This is a genomic window from Vibrio zhanjiangensis, assembly GCF_030161235.1.
GTDB lineage: Bacteria > Pseudomonadota > Gammaproteobacteria > Enterobacterales > Vibrionaceae > Vibrio > Vibrio zhanjiangensis.
Window position 1 is genome coordinate 1 of sequence record NZ_BSPW01000105.1, and the last position, 18133, is coordinate 18133.

Genomic DNA, 18133 nt, shown 5'->3' on the forward strand with positions numbered 1-18133 from the left:
CATAAGCTGGATCAACCACTTAAGGAATTAGTTTATGTGTCCAACCATTGGGGTCCACTTCTCTGTTCTACCGTAAAGATGCGTAGCAACAACACAAGATGTATTTTCATTTAGCAAGTCATCAATAAGAGAAATGTCCATAAGCATGCTGTCTTCGTGCACATCAATATACACTGGAGTATGACCACTCAAATAGCATGCAGTGCTAGTATAACCACCAGCATTAGCCACAGTAATAACCTGATTTCTACCAGACTTAGACAAACATTGTAAAGCAATTACTAGGGCATCTGTGCCATTAGCTACGGGTATACAGAATTCGCTTCCAATATATGAAGCAAAATAATTTGCAAATTGAGTAGTGTAATCGCCAAGTAGCCAGCGACCACTTTTAATTATATTAGAAATATCATCCATAGCCTCTGAGATAATAATTTGAGACAGACGAGAAGTGTCATTCAATGGGATTGTCTTCATCCAAACAGTTTCCTTTTGCATGCCCTTAAATATCTTGTAGGTATTAGCCCTAACATTTTTCCACCAACGCCTGTCCTATAAAACCTCAACACTAGTGAGTAGACTTTTTCTTTTTTATCACAATAGTTATTCATTTTATCCATTATTGAGTACAATGCCTTGTCATTTAGCACTAAATCATTTGGCACTGTACTTTTTACCATAGCGATGTAGCCATTTTCATAAAAGCCAGACTCTTTCATAGGCGTCGTGCTACTTGTGAGGTCGTTTACCCAATTTTTTTCAGTAGCTTCGATAGCGGCTTGATATACTGTCTCTATATTTGAATAGTCATCGATCACAATGGCCTTTTCATATAAATTCAAACGCTCTGTAAAAGCTCCGAGCCTAGGAGCAATAATAGGTATCTCCATAGCCATAGATGGCGTTAATGTATAACAATAGGTTTCCGCACATTGTGAGGTGTACCAAACTGCTGTCGGATTTATATCAAAAACCTTTGCAGCCAGTTCCGACTCTCCATAAGGTCCATGGTCTATTATTGTCATCGCTAATGGAAGACAAGACGAGCCCAGTAAATGTACTTCGCAAATATCTCCATAGCGGTTAGCAAAGTCGTTGAGTATTTGGGCTCCCTTTTCAAGAGATATAGCGCCAATAACCAATATTCTAACCTTGCATATATCAATGCCTTCTTTAGAAAGAGGCGGATAATGATAAGGTTCAATATGGGGGGCAACAATAGCGGTATCAGACAATTGATAAAACCTACCAAAACGCTTTTTAGTATCATTCGACGGAAAAACTAGTGCCCCTGCTCCTGATAAGAATTCTTTGATGCGCTCAGAGCCATTTTTATCATTATATTTGAAGCCAGCTAATTGATTCACTGAAGACCTTTCGAGCACTTCAGAAACATCTTTATCACCAAAAAATTTCCCATCACGATCAGATAAGGCAGGATTACCGTTCACAAGATAATAGTCGTGAATTGATATGATATAATTTATACACAAGCTACATGATAAGTTCAAGAACTTTTCATCCAAACCGTGAATGTGATGAAAGTGGATAAGACTAAAATTCAAATACTTCAACAAATATAGCAAATCGCTAAAATCTGAACCTATATCAAATTTAATACTACATGAATCTGTTAATAATAAAGTAACGACATTGTTTTTCTGACGTAGCCGGACAGATACCACATCAGGTTGTAATTTATTCACCAAATCTGAAACATGTCGGTTAACTCCCCCTCCTAACGAGTGTTCGACTTGCAATATAGATTTAGGGCTATTTTTAACTAACTGTATTGCAACATTTATTCTGTATCTTTTGGCTGGATCCACACTAACGAACTGCATAACATCTGCTGTATAATTTGGATGCTTTTTTAGAAGAAGTTCCAAAGCAGTTTTCTGCCGCGAATCTTGTTCATTAGCAAAGCTAACACCGCCTTTATGGTAAGCAAATACGTTAGTCGCATGGATATTTTTCCAACCAAGTAAGGACGCTCTTTGGCTCCAGTCATTTTCCTCACCATAACCTTTACCAAAGGTCTCAACATCAAACAAACCTACTGCATTTAGACAAGATCTTTTGATAAACATACAAAACCCGACACCAGTCGGAATCTCAACATAGTCCGAGACCTTATTAGCATCAGAGCATGCCTTGTCTATTTCTTGAAGAGATTTACCCATTGCTAAACCGTTGTTCTCACAGAACACAGGAAAGCTACATATAGTTGCATTATTTGAAAATGGAGTGACAGAACCAATATTTTTTTCTGTATATGCCACATCGCATATTCTTTCAAGCCAATCGTTAGCAACCTCAACATCGCTGTTTAATAGCAAGACATCATTTTCAGGATGCAACGACATACCATAGTTTACAGTCGCTACGAACCCCAAGTTACAATCATTAACATGAAGAGAAAACCCCAATCTAGCACTATTATCTTCCAACCATTCGGTTAGTTCTGGTTCAGGGCTACAATCATTGATAACTATAAGGTCTGCATATTCAGGCTTAGTCGCACATGCACTCTCTATACACTCCCGCGTTTCTTGTAGACCTCGATACACAGGAATAATAATATCTATTTTCTTAATCATTGCTTTATCATTCTTTTCAAAAATCTTATGACACGTATGGGAAGGAACAATTGATACTTTTCAAGTGCTTTACTAATTACAGTCTTTTGTTGTAAGAGAGCAGTATTTTGTTGTAAGAGATAAGCATTATCACTCTCCAACTGAGAGAGTGTTTTTTCTATTCCGACAAGATCTTCTGGTATCTTTTTGATTTTATGGGATATATTAACACTTTCACCTAAGGTATAATGGATAAAATCCCTTTCTATATCTATACATTCATTGATAAAATCATCACTTATATATTCATTAAAACCAGCTCTCAAAGAAATTTCTCTAAAAAGATCGATAACATTTATTTCTAGAAAGCTAGAAGAATTTAGCTTTACCAAACTCCAGTACAATCCTCGGAATAGAACCCATTTTAAAGACACGTAATTATCCGCAATCCACTCTTTATCAAAAAACTCAAATTGATCATCTTTAACCTTGATATTAAATGGAGTTAAGTCAATACAATCACCAGCAATCAACATATCTCCTATTTCTTCACCCTGTGAAAGGGAAACTAAATACTTGAACCAATCAACATATAAGTAAATAGCATGAGAAAAGTCATTGGTCTTATGCCATGATTGCTCAATAAGATGCTGTAAAGACTCTCCAAGATAATATTCCTCATCTAATTCTACATGACAATATTTTTGTTTTCTATCTGAGATAGAGGTATTTAAAAGCCGTCTTTTTGAAACTCTCAAACCACGATCAGAACGATAAAACGTAGTCTGTGTTGTAAAGTCTCTCAATCTATTTACGTTATAATACCACGCTATTTCTTTATTCTTTATCGAGTCGGCTGAAGTAACCACCAAAAAGGAATTGCTCAATTCTTCTACTAGACCATTTTTTTCTAACTCAGGCCAGACAAATGATTCATTAAAAGAGCGAAATTCCCTACCACTATAATCACGAGCTTTAGCACCTACTAAAAGATCAGCCACTTTAAGATGACAGTCCGAAAACGCTGTATCATCTACAACAACGGTTGGCAGTTTGTAATCAGGAAATGGATAAAAAAACTTTAGGTCAGAAAACCCATTGTTTTCTAGAATACTACTGAGCTCCTTCCGCCCAAAAGTCACTGGTGTTTTTGTAGAGTATTTGTTCTCTATTCCAAAAAACGGCTGATTTACATGATCTTCACTACATGAATTGAAATACTTTAATCCCAACTTGTTTTCTATAGCAACTACAAGTTTACCATTTGGTTTAAGATATCTTTTAGCAACTTCCAAATATTCGCTAACAGCATCTGCTCTTGTTGAAAAAATAGGTGCATACTCTAAAACACCGATAAGTAGAACCCAGTCATATTTCTTATTTGATTCAAACTTGAGCAAGTCATCGACGAATATATTGACATTTGATAGATCTGAACATCTTGCTCCCGCGACTCTAGCTCTTTGATAGGTGCCTTCTACCGAGTCAATACACGCCCCAGTTTCACCCAAAAACCTTGTAATAGCACCACACCCACAGCCTAGTTCTAAAATATTATTTGCTTGATGAAAAGGCAGATGCTTCAATAAGCAGTGACGTAAACGAGAAAAATGATATTCAGTAGGCCAATCAACTATATTATTAGCAAGCTCTTCAGAAAGAACGCTTCTATCTTGGGTTTTAGATATTATTTCATATAACCGCGATTCAATATCTAAACCATCACTGTATGCGATAGAGTCATTACCTGGCCTATGTGAAAAATTATCTTGTATTGAATAAGTATATATAGACACTAAAAAACCTCTACCTTGTCGAATAAATCAATGATGCCATATGAGGGCGTGTCACCTTCAATATAAAAAATTACAGAGTCATACCTTCTCTCTAAAGGAATAATTTCTCCTTCTTCATCCCTAACTAGGCCAATAGAAATAAGATAATTCCCACTACAAAAGTTTGAGTCTAACTTAAAACTAAACCTAAGCTCCTCTCCAGGGCCAATAACTTTTAACCTTTCATTTATTGGTTCGGAACTAGTATTTCTACCAAATACAGTTATTCCATCCTGAGTTTTTAATGTAATACCAACAATCAAGTTTTCTATATTATTATAAAACTTTGCTGTAAAAGATAGTGTTAGATCCTGGTTACTCTGTAAAGTGGGAGGATTAATATTTTCGCCATTTATAATGTTAAAATTAAATATTTCAGCATCACCATTTCCCCAACGATGCTCGTGCTCATTATAATATCGAGATAGTTCTAGTGGTATTAGATTATTGTCTTCCGCACTCAATTTCAAGGTGCTTTGCGAGTGTAAGATCTTCTTCCCAAATAAAAGTTCCAAATATTGATTGGCTACTTCCTTGGCTTCACCAAACACTAGCATCTTACCCTTATCCAAAATCAAAGCTTTACTACAATGCCTAGTTATTTGTTCTGTAGAGTGACTTACCAAAAGAATAGTAGTCCCTCTTTCTTTCAACTCTGCAATTTTTCTAAAGCACTTTGCTTGAAACTTAGCATCACCCACAGCTAAAGCTTCATCTACAATCAGAATATTTGGTTCAACACTAGTGGCTACGGCAAATGCTAACCTCATGAACATACCACTTGAATAGTTCTTTACTGGTTGTTCTATAGACTCTCCAATATCTGCAAAGTCCAAAATTGATTGAAACTTACTCTCTATTTCTTTCCTACTCAACCCCAAGATAGCACCGTTGATATATACGTTCTCTCTACCTGTAAAATCTGGATTAAAGCCGGCTCCCAGTTCTAGTAATGCACAGAGGCGGCCACGAACACGAACAGTGCCATGAGTGGGGGAAACTGTACCACAGATGATCTGTAAAAGAGTCGATTTCCCCGCACCATTTCTTCCCAATACACCAATAACCTCACCCGGATTTGCTTGTATTGTTATCTTTTCAAGAGCGACATGTTTTTCTATCTTTCTTGTCATCAAAGAGCGTCTATACTCAGATACTAACTTCAAAAATTTTTGTTTCTGATTTACAAACAAGTCATATTCTTTACTAACTTCAATAACTTCTAGAACTGGCTTAGAGCACATCAGCAAACCCCCTACGCGTTCTTTGAAAGAAAGAGAACCCAAATACAGCAATTGGAACTGCTATAATATACGATACGATAAGGTTTTCAGGAGCTGGAAATTCACCCCATAATATTATATTTCTGGTTTCTTCAATAAAATAGGTTAAAGGGTTCAAGTATATAAATGGTCTAATATTTTCTGGTAGCATAGTAACTGGATAAAAAATAGGTGAGGCAAACATAAGAACTGTTGAGCATACTCCCGTCAAGTGAGAGACGTCCCTAAAATATACACCTACCGAAGATATGAACCAGCTAATTCCCATAATTATTAAAAAGAGTGGGATAAGAACTATAGGAATAAATAATATAGTAAGGAATAAATTTCCAGTAATAAATAAATTTGCCAACAGCAATAAGAAGATACCTATGAATGCCTGAAATAACGAACTAAGAAATACAACCCAGCTTAACGTATCCAAAGGAAACACCACCTTCTTGACATAACTTATATTTGAATGCATTAATGTAGCGGAACGAGACAGACATTCCGTAAAAAGTGCATGTACTATCATACCTGTATATAGGACTAGTGCATATATTTCCTTTGGTAGATCTGTGGCATCACCCCAACGGGCTTTAAATACAAAAGAAAACACAAATGTGTACAGTGCCAACATCAGAATAGGGATAAACACTGACCATGCTAATCCTATTGCAGTTCCTCTATACCGAGAGAGAATATCTCTCTTACACAACTGATATATTAGATTTTTATTTTTTAATAAACTATGAGCAAGAAGACGGACATTACTAACGAGCACAGTAGTCTTCCTCTATATTTGTTAAGGTATGCCCACCCATATCTTTTTTAGATAGAATAGGGGGTGTATTCTTTATAGGCCAAGATATATTGAGACTAGTATCGTTCCATTTGATTGAATGTTCAGCTTTGGGGTTGAAGTAGTCCGTACACTTATACACGAATTCAGCTTCCTCACTAGTCACATAAAACCCATGCGCAAAGCCTTCTGGTATCCAGAGTTGGCGCTTGTTTTCCCCAGAGAGGTACTCACCTACCCATTTTCCGAACGTCGGAGAGTTTTTACGAATGTCCACTGCTACATCAAAAACCTCTCCTGAGATTACTCTCACCAATTTTCCTTGGGTATTTTCGGTTTGATAATGAAGCCCTCGTAAAGTCCCTTGCTTAGATTTTGAGTGGTTGTCCTGAACAAAGTAAGTTGGCTTACCCGTTACCAATTTTTCGAACTTCTTTTGCTGCCATGTTTCCATAAAGAAGCCCCGTTCATCACCAAAAACTTGTGGTTCGATAATTTTCACATCTGGAATTTTTGTGTCGATTACTTTCATTATTTATATTCCACAATATTAGTTAAGGCACGCTTCCAGTCACTCGGCTTTATTCCAAAGACAGACTCTATCTTGCTGCAACTCAATCGAGAGTTAGTTGGTCTCGATGCAGGTAACGGATATTGGTCTGCTGTAATCTTTTTAACCAAGGGCAAGCTTTTAAGTACTCCATAAGCTTGGGCGTGTGAAAATATCTCGCATGCAAACTCATACCAACTAACATAAGGCGCTCCAGAAAAATGATATACGCCAGATAAATTAGTATCCGCTTGGCTAAACTTATCCATCATCGTGATAAGTGCATCAGCAATATCACCGGCATAGCTTGGCCCACCACACTGGTCACCAATAACACCTAATTCATCTCTTTCAGCTCCCAACCTAAGCATCGTTTTGACAAAATTATTCCCATGTTCGCCAAACACCCAAGCCGTTCGTAAAATTGCGTAACGAGAACAATTTTCTTCTATGGCTCGCTCTCCAGCTAGTTTACTCTTGCCATAAATTCCTTTCGGCTCAGTAGAATCAATTTCTGTATAAGCTTCGCGCTTGCTGCCATCAAAGACGTAGTCAGTGGATATGTGCAAAAGCAACGCATCTACCATTTCTGCTGCTTTGGCAAGAGATAGTGGACCCGAGTGGTTAGTGGCATAGCAATTTTCTATGTCCGTTTCAGCCTTATCCACTGCGGTGTGAGCAGCAGCGTTAATGATAACATCTGGGTTTAACTGAACAATTGTACTCATCACCTGCTCATTATTAGTAATATCTAATTCGTTGCGGTCACAAGCAATAACCTCAAGATCAGCTCTTTCTGTTAGTCGTTCAACCAGACAATGACCGACCTGTCCTCGGCGACCTGTAATTAAGACTTTCATAGTTTTACTGCTCTCTTTTGCTTGCCAGCAACTAACCTACTTAAATACTTTCCATATTCGTTTTTTAGCATAGGCTTTGCTATTTCCGTGAGCGATTGATCTGAAAGCCACCCTTTTTTCCAAGCAATTTCCTCTAGACACGCAACTTTCAGCCCTTGAACATGTTCAATAGTTTGAACAAACGAAGAAGCTTCATGGAGACTCTCGTGTGTCCCTGTGTCTAGCCACGCAAATCCACGACCAAGAAGCTCAACATTTAAAGAACCATCCTTTAAATACATTTCGTTTAACGTTGTAATTTCGAGCTCACCGCGTGCCGATGGTTTTACCTGTTTGGCGAACTCCACCACTCGATTGTCGTAAAAGTATAATCCAGTGACTGCATAATCAGATTTAGGTTCAGCTGGCTTTTCTTCTATCGATATAGCTTTCATCTCAGCGTCAAACTCAACAACCCCAAATCGCTCAGGGTCTTTTACTTGGTAGCCAAATACTGTTGCCAAACCATTTTCAGTTAGTAATCGAGCGTTATTGAGCTGCTTACTAAATGATTGTCCATAGAAGATATTATCACCGAGTACTAGGCATACTGGTTCATCACCGATGAATTCTTCACCAATAATAAAAGCTTGAGCTAAACCATCGGGGTTGGGCTGGATTGCATACCGCAAATTAATGCCATAATCACTACCATCACCCAATAAACGTTTAAAGCTATCATTATCCTCAGGTGTCGTAATAATCAAGATGTCTTTGATCCCTGCTAACATTAAGGTTGATATGGGATAAAACACCATCGGCTTATCGTAGATAGGTAAAAGTTGTTTTGAAACGCCACGGGTCAAGGGATACAAACGCGTGCCAGAGCCGCCAGCAAGAACAATACCTTTCATCTTTATTCTCCGACTCCTAGCCGCTCTAAACTATATGAACCGTCTAACACTCGGCTCCACCAACTGGTATTAGATAGGTACCACTCAACCGTTTTTCTAATGCCTGACTCAAATGTCTCTTCTGGCTTCCAGCCTAACTCACGCTCAATTTTTGACGCATCGATTGCATAGCGCACATCATGACCGGGTCGATCCGAAACATAAGTAATTAGCTCTTCATACGAACTGACACCTTCCGGTTTATTAGGAACAAGATCTTCCAACAAAGAACAAATTGTTTTGACAACATCGATGTTGGTCTTCTCGTTATGGCCGCCAATATTGTATGTTTCTCCGGTTTCTCCCTCAGTAACCACCTTGTATAGCGCTCGAGCATGGTCTTCAACAAAAAGCCAGTCCCGAATCTGCATGCCATCACCGTATACGGGTAGAGATTTTCCATCTAATGCATTGAGAATCATCAACGGAATAAGCTTCTCTGGAAAGTGGTAAGGGCCATAATTATTGGAGCAATTCGTTACAATTGTAGGTAACCCATAGGTTCTCATCCATGCCCTGACCAAGTGATCGCTCGAAGCTTTTGATGCAGAATACGGACTAGAGGGCTCATAGGAGGTTTCTTCAGTAAAAAGCGCCTCTGTTCCCTCTAAATCGCCATATACCTCGTCAGTAGATATATGGTGAAAACGAAACGCTGACTTCCGTTCGGGATCCAACTTAGACCAATACTTACGAGCGACTTCAAGAAGAGTGTATGTTCCGATAATATTCGTTTCGATAAAAGCGGCAGGCCCATCAATTGAACGGTCAACATGAGACTCTGCTGCTAGATGCATGACTGCATCGGGCTGATGTTGTTCAAAGATGCGTGACACATCACCAGCATTGCAAATATCAACATGCTCAAATGAATAACGTTTGTTTTGCTCTATTTCTCTTAAGGAATCTAAATTTCCTGCATAAGTCAGCTTATCGAGATTAATGACTTCATCTTGCGTGTTTTGAATAATGTGACGCACTACTGCAGAACCGATAAACCCTGCTCCGCCAGTGACTAATATCTTCATTGAACAATTCCTAATATCTATGTCAGCGTAAAATCAGCCTTTAATTCTGTACTAAATAGGCATTCGTAGTGTTAACTGAACAAAATTTCGCGTCATCATACAGTAATTTTTGACCAATATCGACGGTCTATCACCACTCCTCTGTGACATTGAGACATCATTAAAACAAATGAACTTAATGAGCGTTTGGTACTAGAGGGAAGCATGTTATACTACTAACTCTTTAATGTTTCCATGAGCTTCACATATGATCATAGTAACTGGTGGCGCTGGTATGATTGGCAGCAACATCATCAAAGCACTTAATGATAGAGGCGTTAACGATATTCTGGTCGTTGACAACCTGAAAAATGGTAAAAAGTTTCAAAATTTAGTCGATTTAGACATCACCGACTACATGGATCGTGATGACTTTCTCAGTCAAATTATGGCAGGTGATGATTTGGGGCCTATCGAAGCCGTGTTCCACGAAGGTGCTTGCTCTGCCACCACAGAGTGGGATGGTAAATACATGATGCTCAATAATTATGAATATTCCAAAGAGCTACTCCACTACTGCTTTGAACGAGACATCCCCTTCCTATACGCTTCTTCTGCGGCTACCTATGGTGAAACGAATAAATTTATTGAAGAAAAAGAGTATGAAGGTGCGCTTAACGTATACGGTTACTCAAAGCAGCAGTTTGATAACTATGTTCGCCGTATTTGGCTAGATGCAGAAAAACATGGAGAGAAACTATCTCAGATAACGGGTTTTCGTTACTTCAATGTGTATGGCCCTCGTGAACAACACAAGGGCTCTATGGCTTCTGTTGCTTTTCATCTCAACAACCAGATGAATGCAGGAGAAAATCCAAAACTATTCGAAGGCAGTGAATCATTCAAGCGAGATTTTGTTTGTGTTAGTGATGTGGCTGACGTCAACCTATGGTTTATGGACAACAAAGTATCTGGTATTTTTAATCTAGGGACGGGCAAAGCTGAATCTTTTGAAGAAGTCGCTAAAGCGGTAATCAAATTTCATGGCAAAGGTCATATTGAAACGATCCCGTTTCCTGAACATCTTAAAGGCGCCTACCAAGAGTATACTCAGGCCGACCTAACCAAGCTTAGACAAGCTGGCTGCGAACACCAGTTCAAAAGTGTTGCAGAAGGCGTTGCAGAATATATGCAAATAGTTAACAGATAACACCAAGTAGTCAACTAGCTAAGCGAAAGGGTCTTTGTGTCTAAACCAATTATTCTTCACATTTGCCTCTCCCATGGTTGGGGAGGGCTTGAAATGTACCCAATTAGAGTTGGCTCTGAGTTTCTAAAACGCGGATACAAAGTATATGGCTTGTGTATCAGGGGAACGCAGGTTGCTAAAGGGATGGCAGAACATGGTATCGATACCTTTGAAGTGGGAAATAAGACATCTGTTATCTTTAGGCAACTATTCCAGTTAAATGATTGGCTAAAAAATCGCCAAGTTAATACAGTACACAGCCACAAATCTGGTGATATTCTTGTTTCGGCTCTATTGAGTCGACTTACAAGGCGACGTTCATTTTTTACCGAACATATGGGCGTAACAAAGCCAAAGACAGATCTATTTCACAAATGGGTGTATTCTCACCTTGATAGAGCTTTCTCTATCAGCAATGAAACCTACAAGCGAAACTTAAAAGCCCTACCTCTTGATGCTGGAAAAATCTCACAACTTTGGTTGGGTACCGATGTTTCTTTATCGCCAACTATTCCAGCAGGTGAAGTTGCAAAGATAAAACAAGAACTTAATATACCAAACGACAGCCTTGTGATCGGAAATGTTGGCCGAATTTGTATAGGCAAAGGGCAAGGGGAATTACTTGAAGCTTTTTCGTTTTTGCAAGATAGATATCCGAATCTTCACCTTCTACTGGTAGGAGGACTAGATGTCTCTGAAGGCTCCGAAAACAACTTTGTCGCCTCTATTAAAGCTCGTATTCAGCAGCTCCAGCTCAAAGATAGGGTTCATTTGGCTGGGTTTCGAAGAGATACGTCGCGCATGCTAGCGGTTATGGATATCGTATGTTTGCCCAATCACAATGAAGCATTCGGCTTAACTGCGATAGAAGCCATGGCAGCTCAAAAGGCGATTGTTGGAGCAAACACAGGCTCACTACCAGAAGTGCTAGGAGACACCGCTTTGCTTTGCACACCGACAGATCCAGATAGCATTTCACAACAACTTGAACAATATTTAACATCTACAACGCTGCGAGACATAAACTCTAACCTTGCACATCAAAGAGCCATCAATGAATTCTCGATGGAAGCTCATATTTCCAACCTCACAGCATATTATACAAGTAAACATGACATTCTTTAAAACTAGAAGCAAGAGCGAAGAACTCTCCGCCTTGCTAATATTCTTAGTATTAAGTCTTTTGCTTATCACTAAGAATTTTTCTGTCGGTGTGATTGCGATAGCGTTATTATGGTCACTAATAAATATCGTAAAAATCAAAAAGCGCATATTTTTTGACAAAATAGACATTCTTGTCATAGCATGCCTATGTGCATATCTAATCTCTAACCTTCCATTATTCATATCTGAAAACTGGAATTTTCGGTATTTTAAAGGCGCATCCCGTATAGTGCTGTGTATTCCTATCTATCTGTACTTCAAATATTATATATCAACCCAAAAACTGTATCTCTCACCTATGATTTGGGGCACGATATTGGGTTCGCTAGGGGCATTTTTAATCGCTTGCTACCAGTTTTTTATTGAAGGAAGACCAAGAGTTGATGGCTTTCTTTTTAGCATAAACTTTGGTTACCTAGCTTGTTCATTAGCCGTTCTATCTATAGCCCTGATGAAGGTTAAAAAACATCGCAGTCTATTGATAGTAAGTCTAATTTTCGCCTCTTCTGCTACTCTCATGACTTTAACAAGGGGTGCTATTGTTGCCATTCCAGTGGCAGTTTGTATGTATTCTATTTTTGAATATAAGAAAATTGGATTAAGAAAGATTCTTGTCGTAACCGCTGCGTGTTTATCTACGTTATTGGTTATCTATAACAATAGCCCCGCTTTTCAAGACAGGGTGAGTTTTACCGTTCAAGAAACTAACAGTGTTCTGGGTGGCAATATATCATCTTCTGAATCAGCAGGTGGAAGGCTAATGCTCTGGAGAGCCTCTATAGAAGCACTAAAGTTAAGCCCTATTATCGGACTTACCTACGCTGAGCGTGAGGATTTAAATAAAGAATTATATGAAAAGGGCATTATCAACGATTGGACTGCAAATGTTAAAAGAGGTCATGCTCACAGCCAATATTTTGAGCAGATTGCTTCAGGAGGAATCTTGGGGATCGTTGCTCTATGCTTTATGTTAATCGTCCCTCTGCTATATTTTTTCCACTACCGCAGGAAATCTAATGCTGCTTATGTGGGTACATTTTTTGTTCTCTCCATTTCGATATGCTGCCTCACTGAAGTCGCTTTGCAGCAAAACCTTATCAGTACTTTTTATGGTTTTATGCTAGCTTTACTTTTTGCAGTAACGCAACAAGAAGTCAAAGAATACAACGAGGTCAACAATGGTCAGCTTTGCTCTAAGGGTTAGAAATAAATTTAAAGTCAAAGGCATTCATACCATCTCGATAGATCCGTCCTCCAAACTGCGTGGGTGTAAGATAATTGTCAAAGGAAAAAACAACACATTACACATTGGGGCCAATGTGAGATTGAGAAATAGTGAAATCGAACTCGATGGTAATAACTGCACATTATCTATCGGTGACAATACTATTATTGGCCATGGCTGCTATCTTTCTTCTCGAGAAGCAGATACTAGCCTAGTTATCGGGAGTGAGTGCATGCTTTCTCGCAACGTGAAGATAATGACGAGCGATGGCCATGATATCATTCGAGATAATCAACGAATTAATATCGCCAAAGGGATTTATATCAGCGACAAAGTCTGGTTGGCAGATAACGTGACCATACTCAAAGGAGTCAATGTTGGGGAACACTCCGTTATCGGTATAAACTCAACATTGACCAAATCGGTAGGTACCCACGTTGTCGCTGTCGGTAATCCTGCCAAAGTGGTACATAATGAAGTATCATGGCGTAATGAGTTAACCTATTAAGCCCCTCATCAAAATATTAACATGAAAGTCCTAATTATCGGTCCATCTTGGGTAGGCGACATGGTCATGTCGCAAAGTCTTTATACTAATCTAAAAGCTAAATATCCAGATTGCGAAATTGATGTACTCGCGCCAGCTTGGTGTAAGCCAATCCTAGAGCGCATGCCTGAAGTTAATACAGCGATTGAAATGCCTATTGGACATGGGGAGTTAAATATATGGGGTCGCAGAACCGTAGCGAAACAATTAAGAAACAGAAACTACACCCACGCTTACGTACTACCAAATTCCGCCAAATCAGCTCTAATTCCTTGGTTTGCCGCTATTCCCAATAGAGTCGGTTGGAAAGGTGAATTCCGGTATGGCCTCTTGACCGACCTACGGCCAAACAAAAATGTTTTCCAATACATGGTTGAGAGATACGTTGCCCTTTCTTCAAGCAAAGCTGATATGCTTAATGATGTCTCTTTGGCAACATGTCCAAGGCCAAAATTAACGGTCGATCTTGAGTCTCAAGCTGAAGCCGTATCAAGATTAATGCTAAGAAATGATAAACCTATAATAGGCATTTGTCCTGGTGCAGAATTTGGTCCAGCCAAACGCTGGCCCGATAAATACTACGCAAAATTAGCACAATACATTATTAGTAAAGACCAATACGTTTGGTTGTTTGGTTCAGAAAAGGATCAGCAAGTGACGCAAGCAATCAAATCAAACCTCAGTATCAAAGAACAAGATAGCTGCTTTGACTTGGCTGGTAAAACCTCACTAATAGAGGCAGTGGATCTATTGTCTGTCTGCCACACTGTCATTTCCAATGACTCAGGGCTTATGCACGTATCTTCGGCTGTTGGCTGCAATATTATTGCAATTTATGGTTCAAGCTCACCAAAATACACTCCACCTCTAACTGATAGGCTCAAGATGGTGCATACTGACGTCAACTGTCGGCCATGCTTTAAGCGCGAGTGTCCGCTAGGACATTTAGATTGCCTCAATAAACTGATGCCTGAGCAAGTTATTTCCGCTTTAGAAAGTTTTATCGAGTAATAAATAATGAAACACCTTTGGTTTGAGCGCGGTGCATATGCCTCAAAAAAAGCTCGTCATTACTTAGAGAATGATTTCGAGCCTAAAAATATTAAAAAAATATCTATTATTCGCCATGCCGCTCTTGGTGACCAAGTCATCACTAGGCCTTTTGTCGTAGAAGCCCGGAAGTTTTTCCCCAACGCCAAAATAACCTTGGTACCTGTTTCAAATTACATGTATGGCATCCCAGATGACCTCGTTGATCATGTCCATGTAATGCCAGGAAAAATACCAGGTAAAAAAACCACTGCTAGAGAAAAGATTGCAAGTATTCGACAGCTTGGTGAGCAAGATATCATATTTGATTTAGCCAGTACCAATAGATCACATTGGATGATGGCATTAAGCAAAGCCAAAATAAAAATGGGCTTTCCATACAAGTGGTTTTACAGAGGTACTCTCTACAATGCTGCTGTTTTTCGTTCTGACTTTCAACCAGAAGTAGAATGCATGTTGGATATGCTCAAGCTACTTGGACACAATCCCAGTCACCCACTTGACTTTGCTTTTCCAGACAACAGAGAACTCAGACAAACAAACAACCCATACGTTTTGTATTTCAATGGTGCGTCTCAACCAAGGAAAATTCTCTCACGCGAGCAAATGCATTCGCTGTTAGAACAAGCGATAAATGAAAATCCTGATCATACCCATGTTTATTTGGAAGGTAAGAATGAATTTGAGAAAGGCGATTTTTGTCAAGATTTGCTCAAATATAAGAACTTCAAAATTCAATCATGTTTGCCATTAGATGAGCTCGTAGAACTCACAGCAAAAGCAACACTCATGGTTGCTCCCGATACAGGAGTGCGCAATGTTGCTATCGCCACACACACACCGACTGTGAGCGCATTTTTCGCAACCGTTCCATTTAGATACACTCCGCTCTATGAAAGACACGATATTGTGATGACACCTTGTGGCTCGGCACCTTCTAACGAACAAATTTGCCACATTATTAAAAAACGTTTAAAGCAAAATTAATTATGAGTAAATCGTTGACATTGATTTCAGGAAGACTGATACGCTTGTTGGGTAATTTCTTTAAGCTGTTATCCTACCCTTTTCACTGGCTGTTTCCTGATAAGCGCTTTGAAATACCTTCAGTATCCAAAGCAAAAGTTATCTCTAAATCGCCTTCCAAGGTGACTAAAATCATCTGGCAAACAAATTACTCGCCTCTATGCACACTTCCTGTTTATTTAAATTATCTATTTAATAGATTAATGTCCTTGGACTTTGAATACCGATATGTCACTACTGAGGAAAGAGAAGAGTTTGTAAAACAAAATGCTCCAACACGTGTTTATGATGCGTATATGAGACTCAATGATGGTGCGGCTCAAGCTGATTTATGGCGCCTTGTCACTCTCAATGCTTGTGGTGGCATTTATATGGACATAGATGCCACATTAGTTTGGCCTTTAAAACACCTTATCCAAAAAGATTCTGAGGCATTGTATGTTACTCTTGACAAAAATGGCCACTATACCAACTTTTTCTTAGCTACAGCACCAAACAATCCTATTTATCTTGATACAATCAACAAGATAGTGGATAACATAGAACAAGAGAAAGTATCACAAGGCGTTTACCACCTGACTGGCCCTATGGTATTAACTAATGCAATCAATGATAAGGAGGTTGAGTCTAAAAGTCGAAAGTACGTAGCGATTCAAGGCACATTTACCAATGAATATTTCCAGTACATCGATAAACCGAGAGGGAAATGGACCCACAAAAAACCAGAAGATTTGCTTAAGTGATTCGCTTTTTTTATACCCTTGTTCTATTTTTGATTACACCGTTTTTTCTGCCTAGTTTATACAAAAATAAACAAGGTAAACCAAGTGTAGGAAAAAGATGGAAAGAACACTTTGGCATGACTCCAAACATAAACAACCCAAATGATCTGCCTGTAATATGGATTCATGCTGTATCTGTGGGTGAAGTTCTGGCAGCAATTCCACTCATTAAAGCTCTAAGTACTGCAAAGCCCGATCACAAAATCATCATAACGACCACAACATCAACTGGGGCCAAACAGGCTGAAGCCATATCTGATATTGCAGAGCACAGATATATGCCTCTAGATTTTTCTTTTTGTGTCCGACTCTTCATAAATAAAATAAAACCCAAACAGCTTCTTATTATTGAAACCGAGCTTTGGCCCAATACATTGGCAAGCGCAAAAAAAGCAGGCGTGTCCATTAGTATTGTCAATGCTCGCTTGTCTGAAAAATCATTTAATGGATACCTTAAAGTCAAACCCTTGGTAAAATACATGGTTAATCATATTGATTTAATCATTTGCCAACACGAAGACGATAAGAAGCGCTTTCTTCAGCTGGGTTTTCGTCAACAAAACTTGGCTGTTTCAGGGTCGATTAAGTTTGATATTCACATTGAAGAACAAATCAAAATCAAAGGTTTGGAGTTAAGACAAAAACTAGGTTTAGACCGCCCTGTTTGGATTGCGGCAAGCACACATGAAGGCGAAGATAGCATTATTTTGTCCGCCCACAAGATGGTGTTAGATTCTGTGGCAAATGCAATTTTAATTTTGGTGCCTAGACACCCTGAAAGATTTAAAGCCGTTGAAACCTTGTGTCACAGAGAGTTTCTGACAGTATCTCGTACAAGTGGTGAGGCCATAGAGCAGGATACGACCGTCTATCTTGGTGATACTATGGGCGAAATGCTTATCTTACTGGAAGCCAGTGACATTTGCTTTATGGGTGGGAGCTTAATAGGAGATAAGGTAGGCGGGCATAACTTACTAGAGCCTGCGGCTTTAGGGAAGCCAACCCTGACTGGTCCAAGCTATTTTAACTTCACAGACATAACTAACCAGCTCATCTCTACCAGTGGGTGCCAAGTCATACGCTCGGACATAGAGCTAGCAAACTCTATTATTGATCTTATCAAATCACCGTCACAACAAGAAGAACAAGGTATGTCCGCATACAAAGTTGTTGAACAAAACCGTGGTGCTTTGAAAAAGACCCTATCTTACATACTTGAGAATAAACTATGAGTTTTAAGAAGCTTTCCAAGATATACCA

Annotated in this window: 17 protein-coding genes; 8 read left to right on the forward strand and 9 right to left on the reverse strand. The window is 39.0% G+C overall.

Annotation, left to right across the window (positions count from 1 at the left end):
- Positions 1 to 27: 27 nt before the first annotated feature.
- From QQK21_RS21190 to rfbB, 9 genes are read right to left on the reverse strand one after another with little or no spacing between them, the layout of a single operon-like run.
- Positions 28 to 477, reverse strand: coding sequence for a DegT/DnrJ/EryC1/StrS family aminotransferase (locus QQK21_RS21190; RefSeq protein ID WP_284194163.1), 450 nt, complete (start codon positions 475 to 477; stop codon positions 28 to 30).
- Complete coding sequence (locus tag QQK21_RS21195) at positions 474 to 2600, reverse strand: glycosyltransferase (protein ID WP_284194164.1); 2127 nt, start codon at positions 2598 to 2600, stop codon at positions 474 to 476. The genes QQK21_RS21190 and QQK21_RS21195 overlap by 4 nt, the downstream gene beginning before the upstream one ends.
- Entirely contained in the window at positions 2597 to 4375 is a 1779-nt protein-coding gene (locus tag QQK21_RS21200) for a class I SAM-dependent methyltransferase (protein WP_284194165.1), read from the reverse strand. The genes QQK21_RS21195 and QQK21_RS21200 overlap by 4 nt, the downstream gene beginning before the upstream one ends.
- Entirely contained in the window at positions 4375 to 5658 is a 1284-nt protein-coding gene (locus QQK21_RS21205; protein ID WP_284194166.1) for an ABC transporter ATP-binding protein, read from the reverse strand. Before QQK21_RS21205 ends, QQK21_RS21200 begins: the two co-directional genes overlap by 1 nt.
- On the reverse strand, positions 5648 to 6463 hold the full coding sequence (locus tag QQK21_RS21210; protein WP_284194167.1) for an ABC transporter permease: 816 nt from the start codon (positions 6461 to 6463) through the stop codon (positions 5648 to 5650). The genes QQK21_RS21205 and QQK21_RS21210 overlap by 11 nt, the downstream gene beginning before the upstream one ends.
- On the reverse strand, positions 6453 to 7013 hold the full coding sequence (gene rfbC / locus QQK21_RS21215) for a dTDP-4-dehydrorhamnose 3,5-epimerase (RefSeq protein WP_284194168.1): 561 nt from the start codon (positions 7011 to 7013) through the stop codon (positions 6453 to 6455). The genes QQK21_RS21210 and rfbC overlap by 11 nt, the downstream gene beginning before the upstream one ends.
- Positions 7013 to 7891 carry a dTDP-4-dehydrorhamnose reductase gene (gene rfbD / locus QQK21_RS21220; protein WP_284194169.1) on the reverse strand — a complete coding sequence of 293 codons (879 nt, stop codon included), beginning with the start codon at positions 7889 to 7891 and terminating at the stop codon, positions 7013 to 7015. The genes rfbC and rfbD overlap by 1 nt, the downstream gene beginning before the upstream one ends.
- Positions 7888 to 8784 (reverse strand): glucose-1-phosphate thymidylyltransferase RfbA, encoded by an 897-nt coding sequence (rfbA, locus tag QQK21_RS21225; RefSeq protein WP_284194170.1) that lies wholly within the window; start codon positions 8782 to 8784, stop codon positions 7888 to 7890. Before rfbA ends, rfbD begins: the two co-directional genes overlap by 4 nt.
- A 2-nt stretch (positions 8785 to 8786) precedes the next feature.
- Positions 8787 to 9851 carry a dTDP-glucose 4,6-dehydratase gene (gene rfbB, locus QQK21_RS21230; protein ID WP_284194171.1) on the reverse strand — a complete coding sequence of 355 codons (1065 nt, stop codon included), beginning with the start codon at positions 9849 to 9851 and terminating at the stop codon, positions 8787 to 8789.
- Between the two features lie 247 nt (positions 9852 to 10098).
- Here rfbB and rfaD point away from each other — a divergent pair, with 247 nt between their 5' ends.
- From rfaD to waaA, 8 genes are read left to right on the forward strand one after another with little or no spacing between them, the layout of a single operon-like run.
- Entirely contained in the window at positions 10099 to 11040 is a 942-nt protein-coding gene (gene rfaD, locus QQK21_RS21235; protein ID WP_284194172.1) for an ADP-glyceromanno-heptose 6-epimerase, read from the forward strand.
- Between the two features lie 36 nt (positions 11041 to 11076).
- Entirely contained in the window at positions 11077 to 12204 is a 1128-nt protein-coding gene (locus QQK21_RS21240) for a glycosyltransferase (protein WP_284194173.1), read from the forward strand.
- Positions 12134 to 13447 (forward strand): O-antigen ligase family protein, encoded by a 1314-nt coding sequence (locus QQK21_RS21245; RefSeq protein ID WP_284194174.1) that lies wholly within the window; start codon positions 12134 to 12136, stop codon positions 13445 to 13447. Before QQK21_RS21240 ends, QQK21_RS21245 begins: the two co-directional genes overlap by 71 nt.
- Positions 13422 to 13976 carry an acyltransferase gene (locus tag QQK21_RS21250; protein ID WP_284194175.1) on the forward strand — a complete coding sequence of 185 codons (555 nt, stop codon included), beginning with the start codon at positions 13422 to 13424 and terminating at the stop codon, positions 13974 to 13976. The genes QQK21_RS21245 and QQK21_RS21250 overlap by 26 nt, the downstream gene beginning before the upstream one ends.
- Positions 13977 to 13997: 21 nt before the next feature.
- Positions 13998 to 15026 (forward strand): lipopolysaccharide heptosyltransferase II, encoded by a 1029-nt coding sequence (gene waaF, locus QQK21_RS21255; protein ID WP_284194176.1) that lies wholly within the window; start codon positions 13998 to 14000, stop codon positions 15024 to 15026.
- Between the two features lie 6 nt (positions 15027 to 15032).
- Positions 15033 to 16052, forward strand: coding sequence for a glycosyltransferase family 9 protein (locus tag QQK21_RS21260; RefSeq protein ID WP_284194177.1), 1020 nt, complete (start codon positions 15033 to 15035; stop codon positions 16050 to 16052).
- Between the two features lie 2 nt (positions 16053 to 16054).
- Entirely contained in the window at positions 16055 to 16834 is a 780-nt protein-coding gene (locus QQK21_RS21265; protein WP_284194178.1) for a glycosyltransferase family 32 protein, read from the forward strand.
- Positions 16831 to 18105, forward strand: coding sequence for a lipid IV(A) 3-deoxy-D-manno-octulosonic acid transferase (waaA, locus tag QQK21_RS21270; RefSeq protein ID WP_284194179.1), 1275 nt, complete (start codon positions 16831 to 16833; stop codon positions 18103 to 18105). Before QQK21_RS21265 ends, waaA begins: the two co-directional genes overlap by 4 nt.
- The last annotated feature ends 28 nt before the right edge of the window (positions 18106 to 18133 follow it).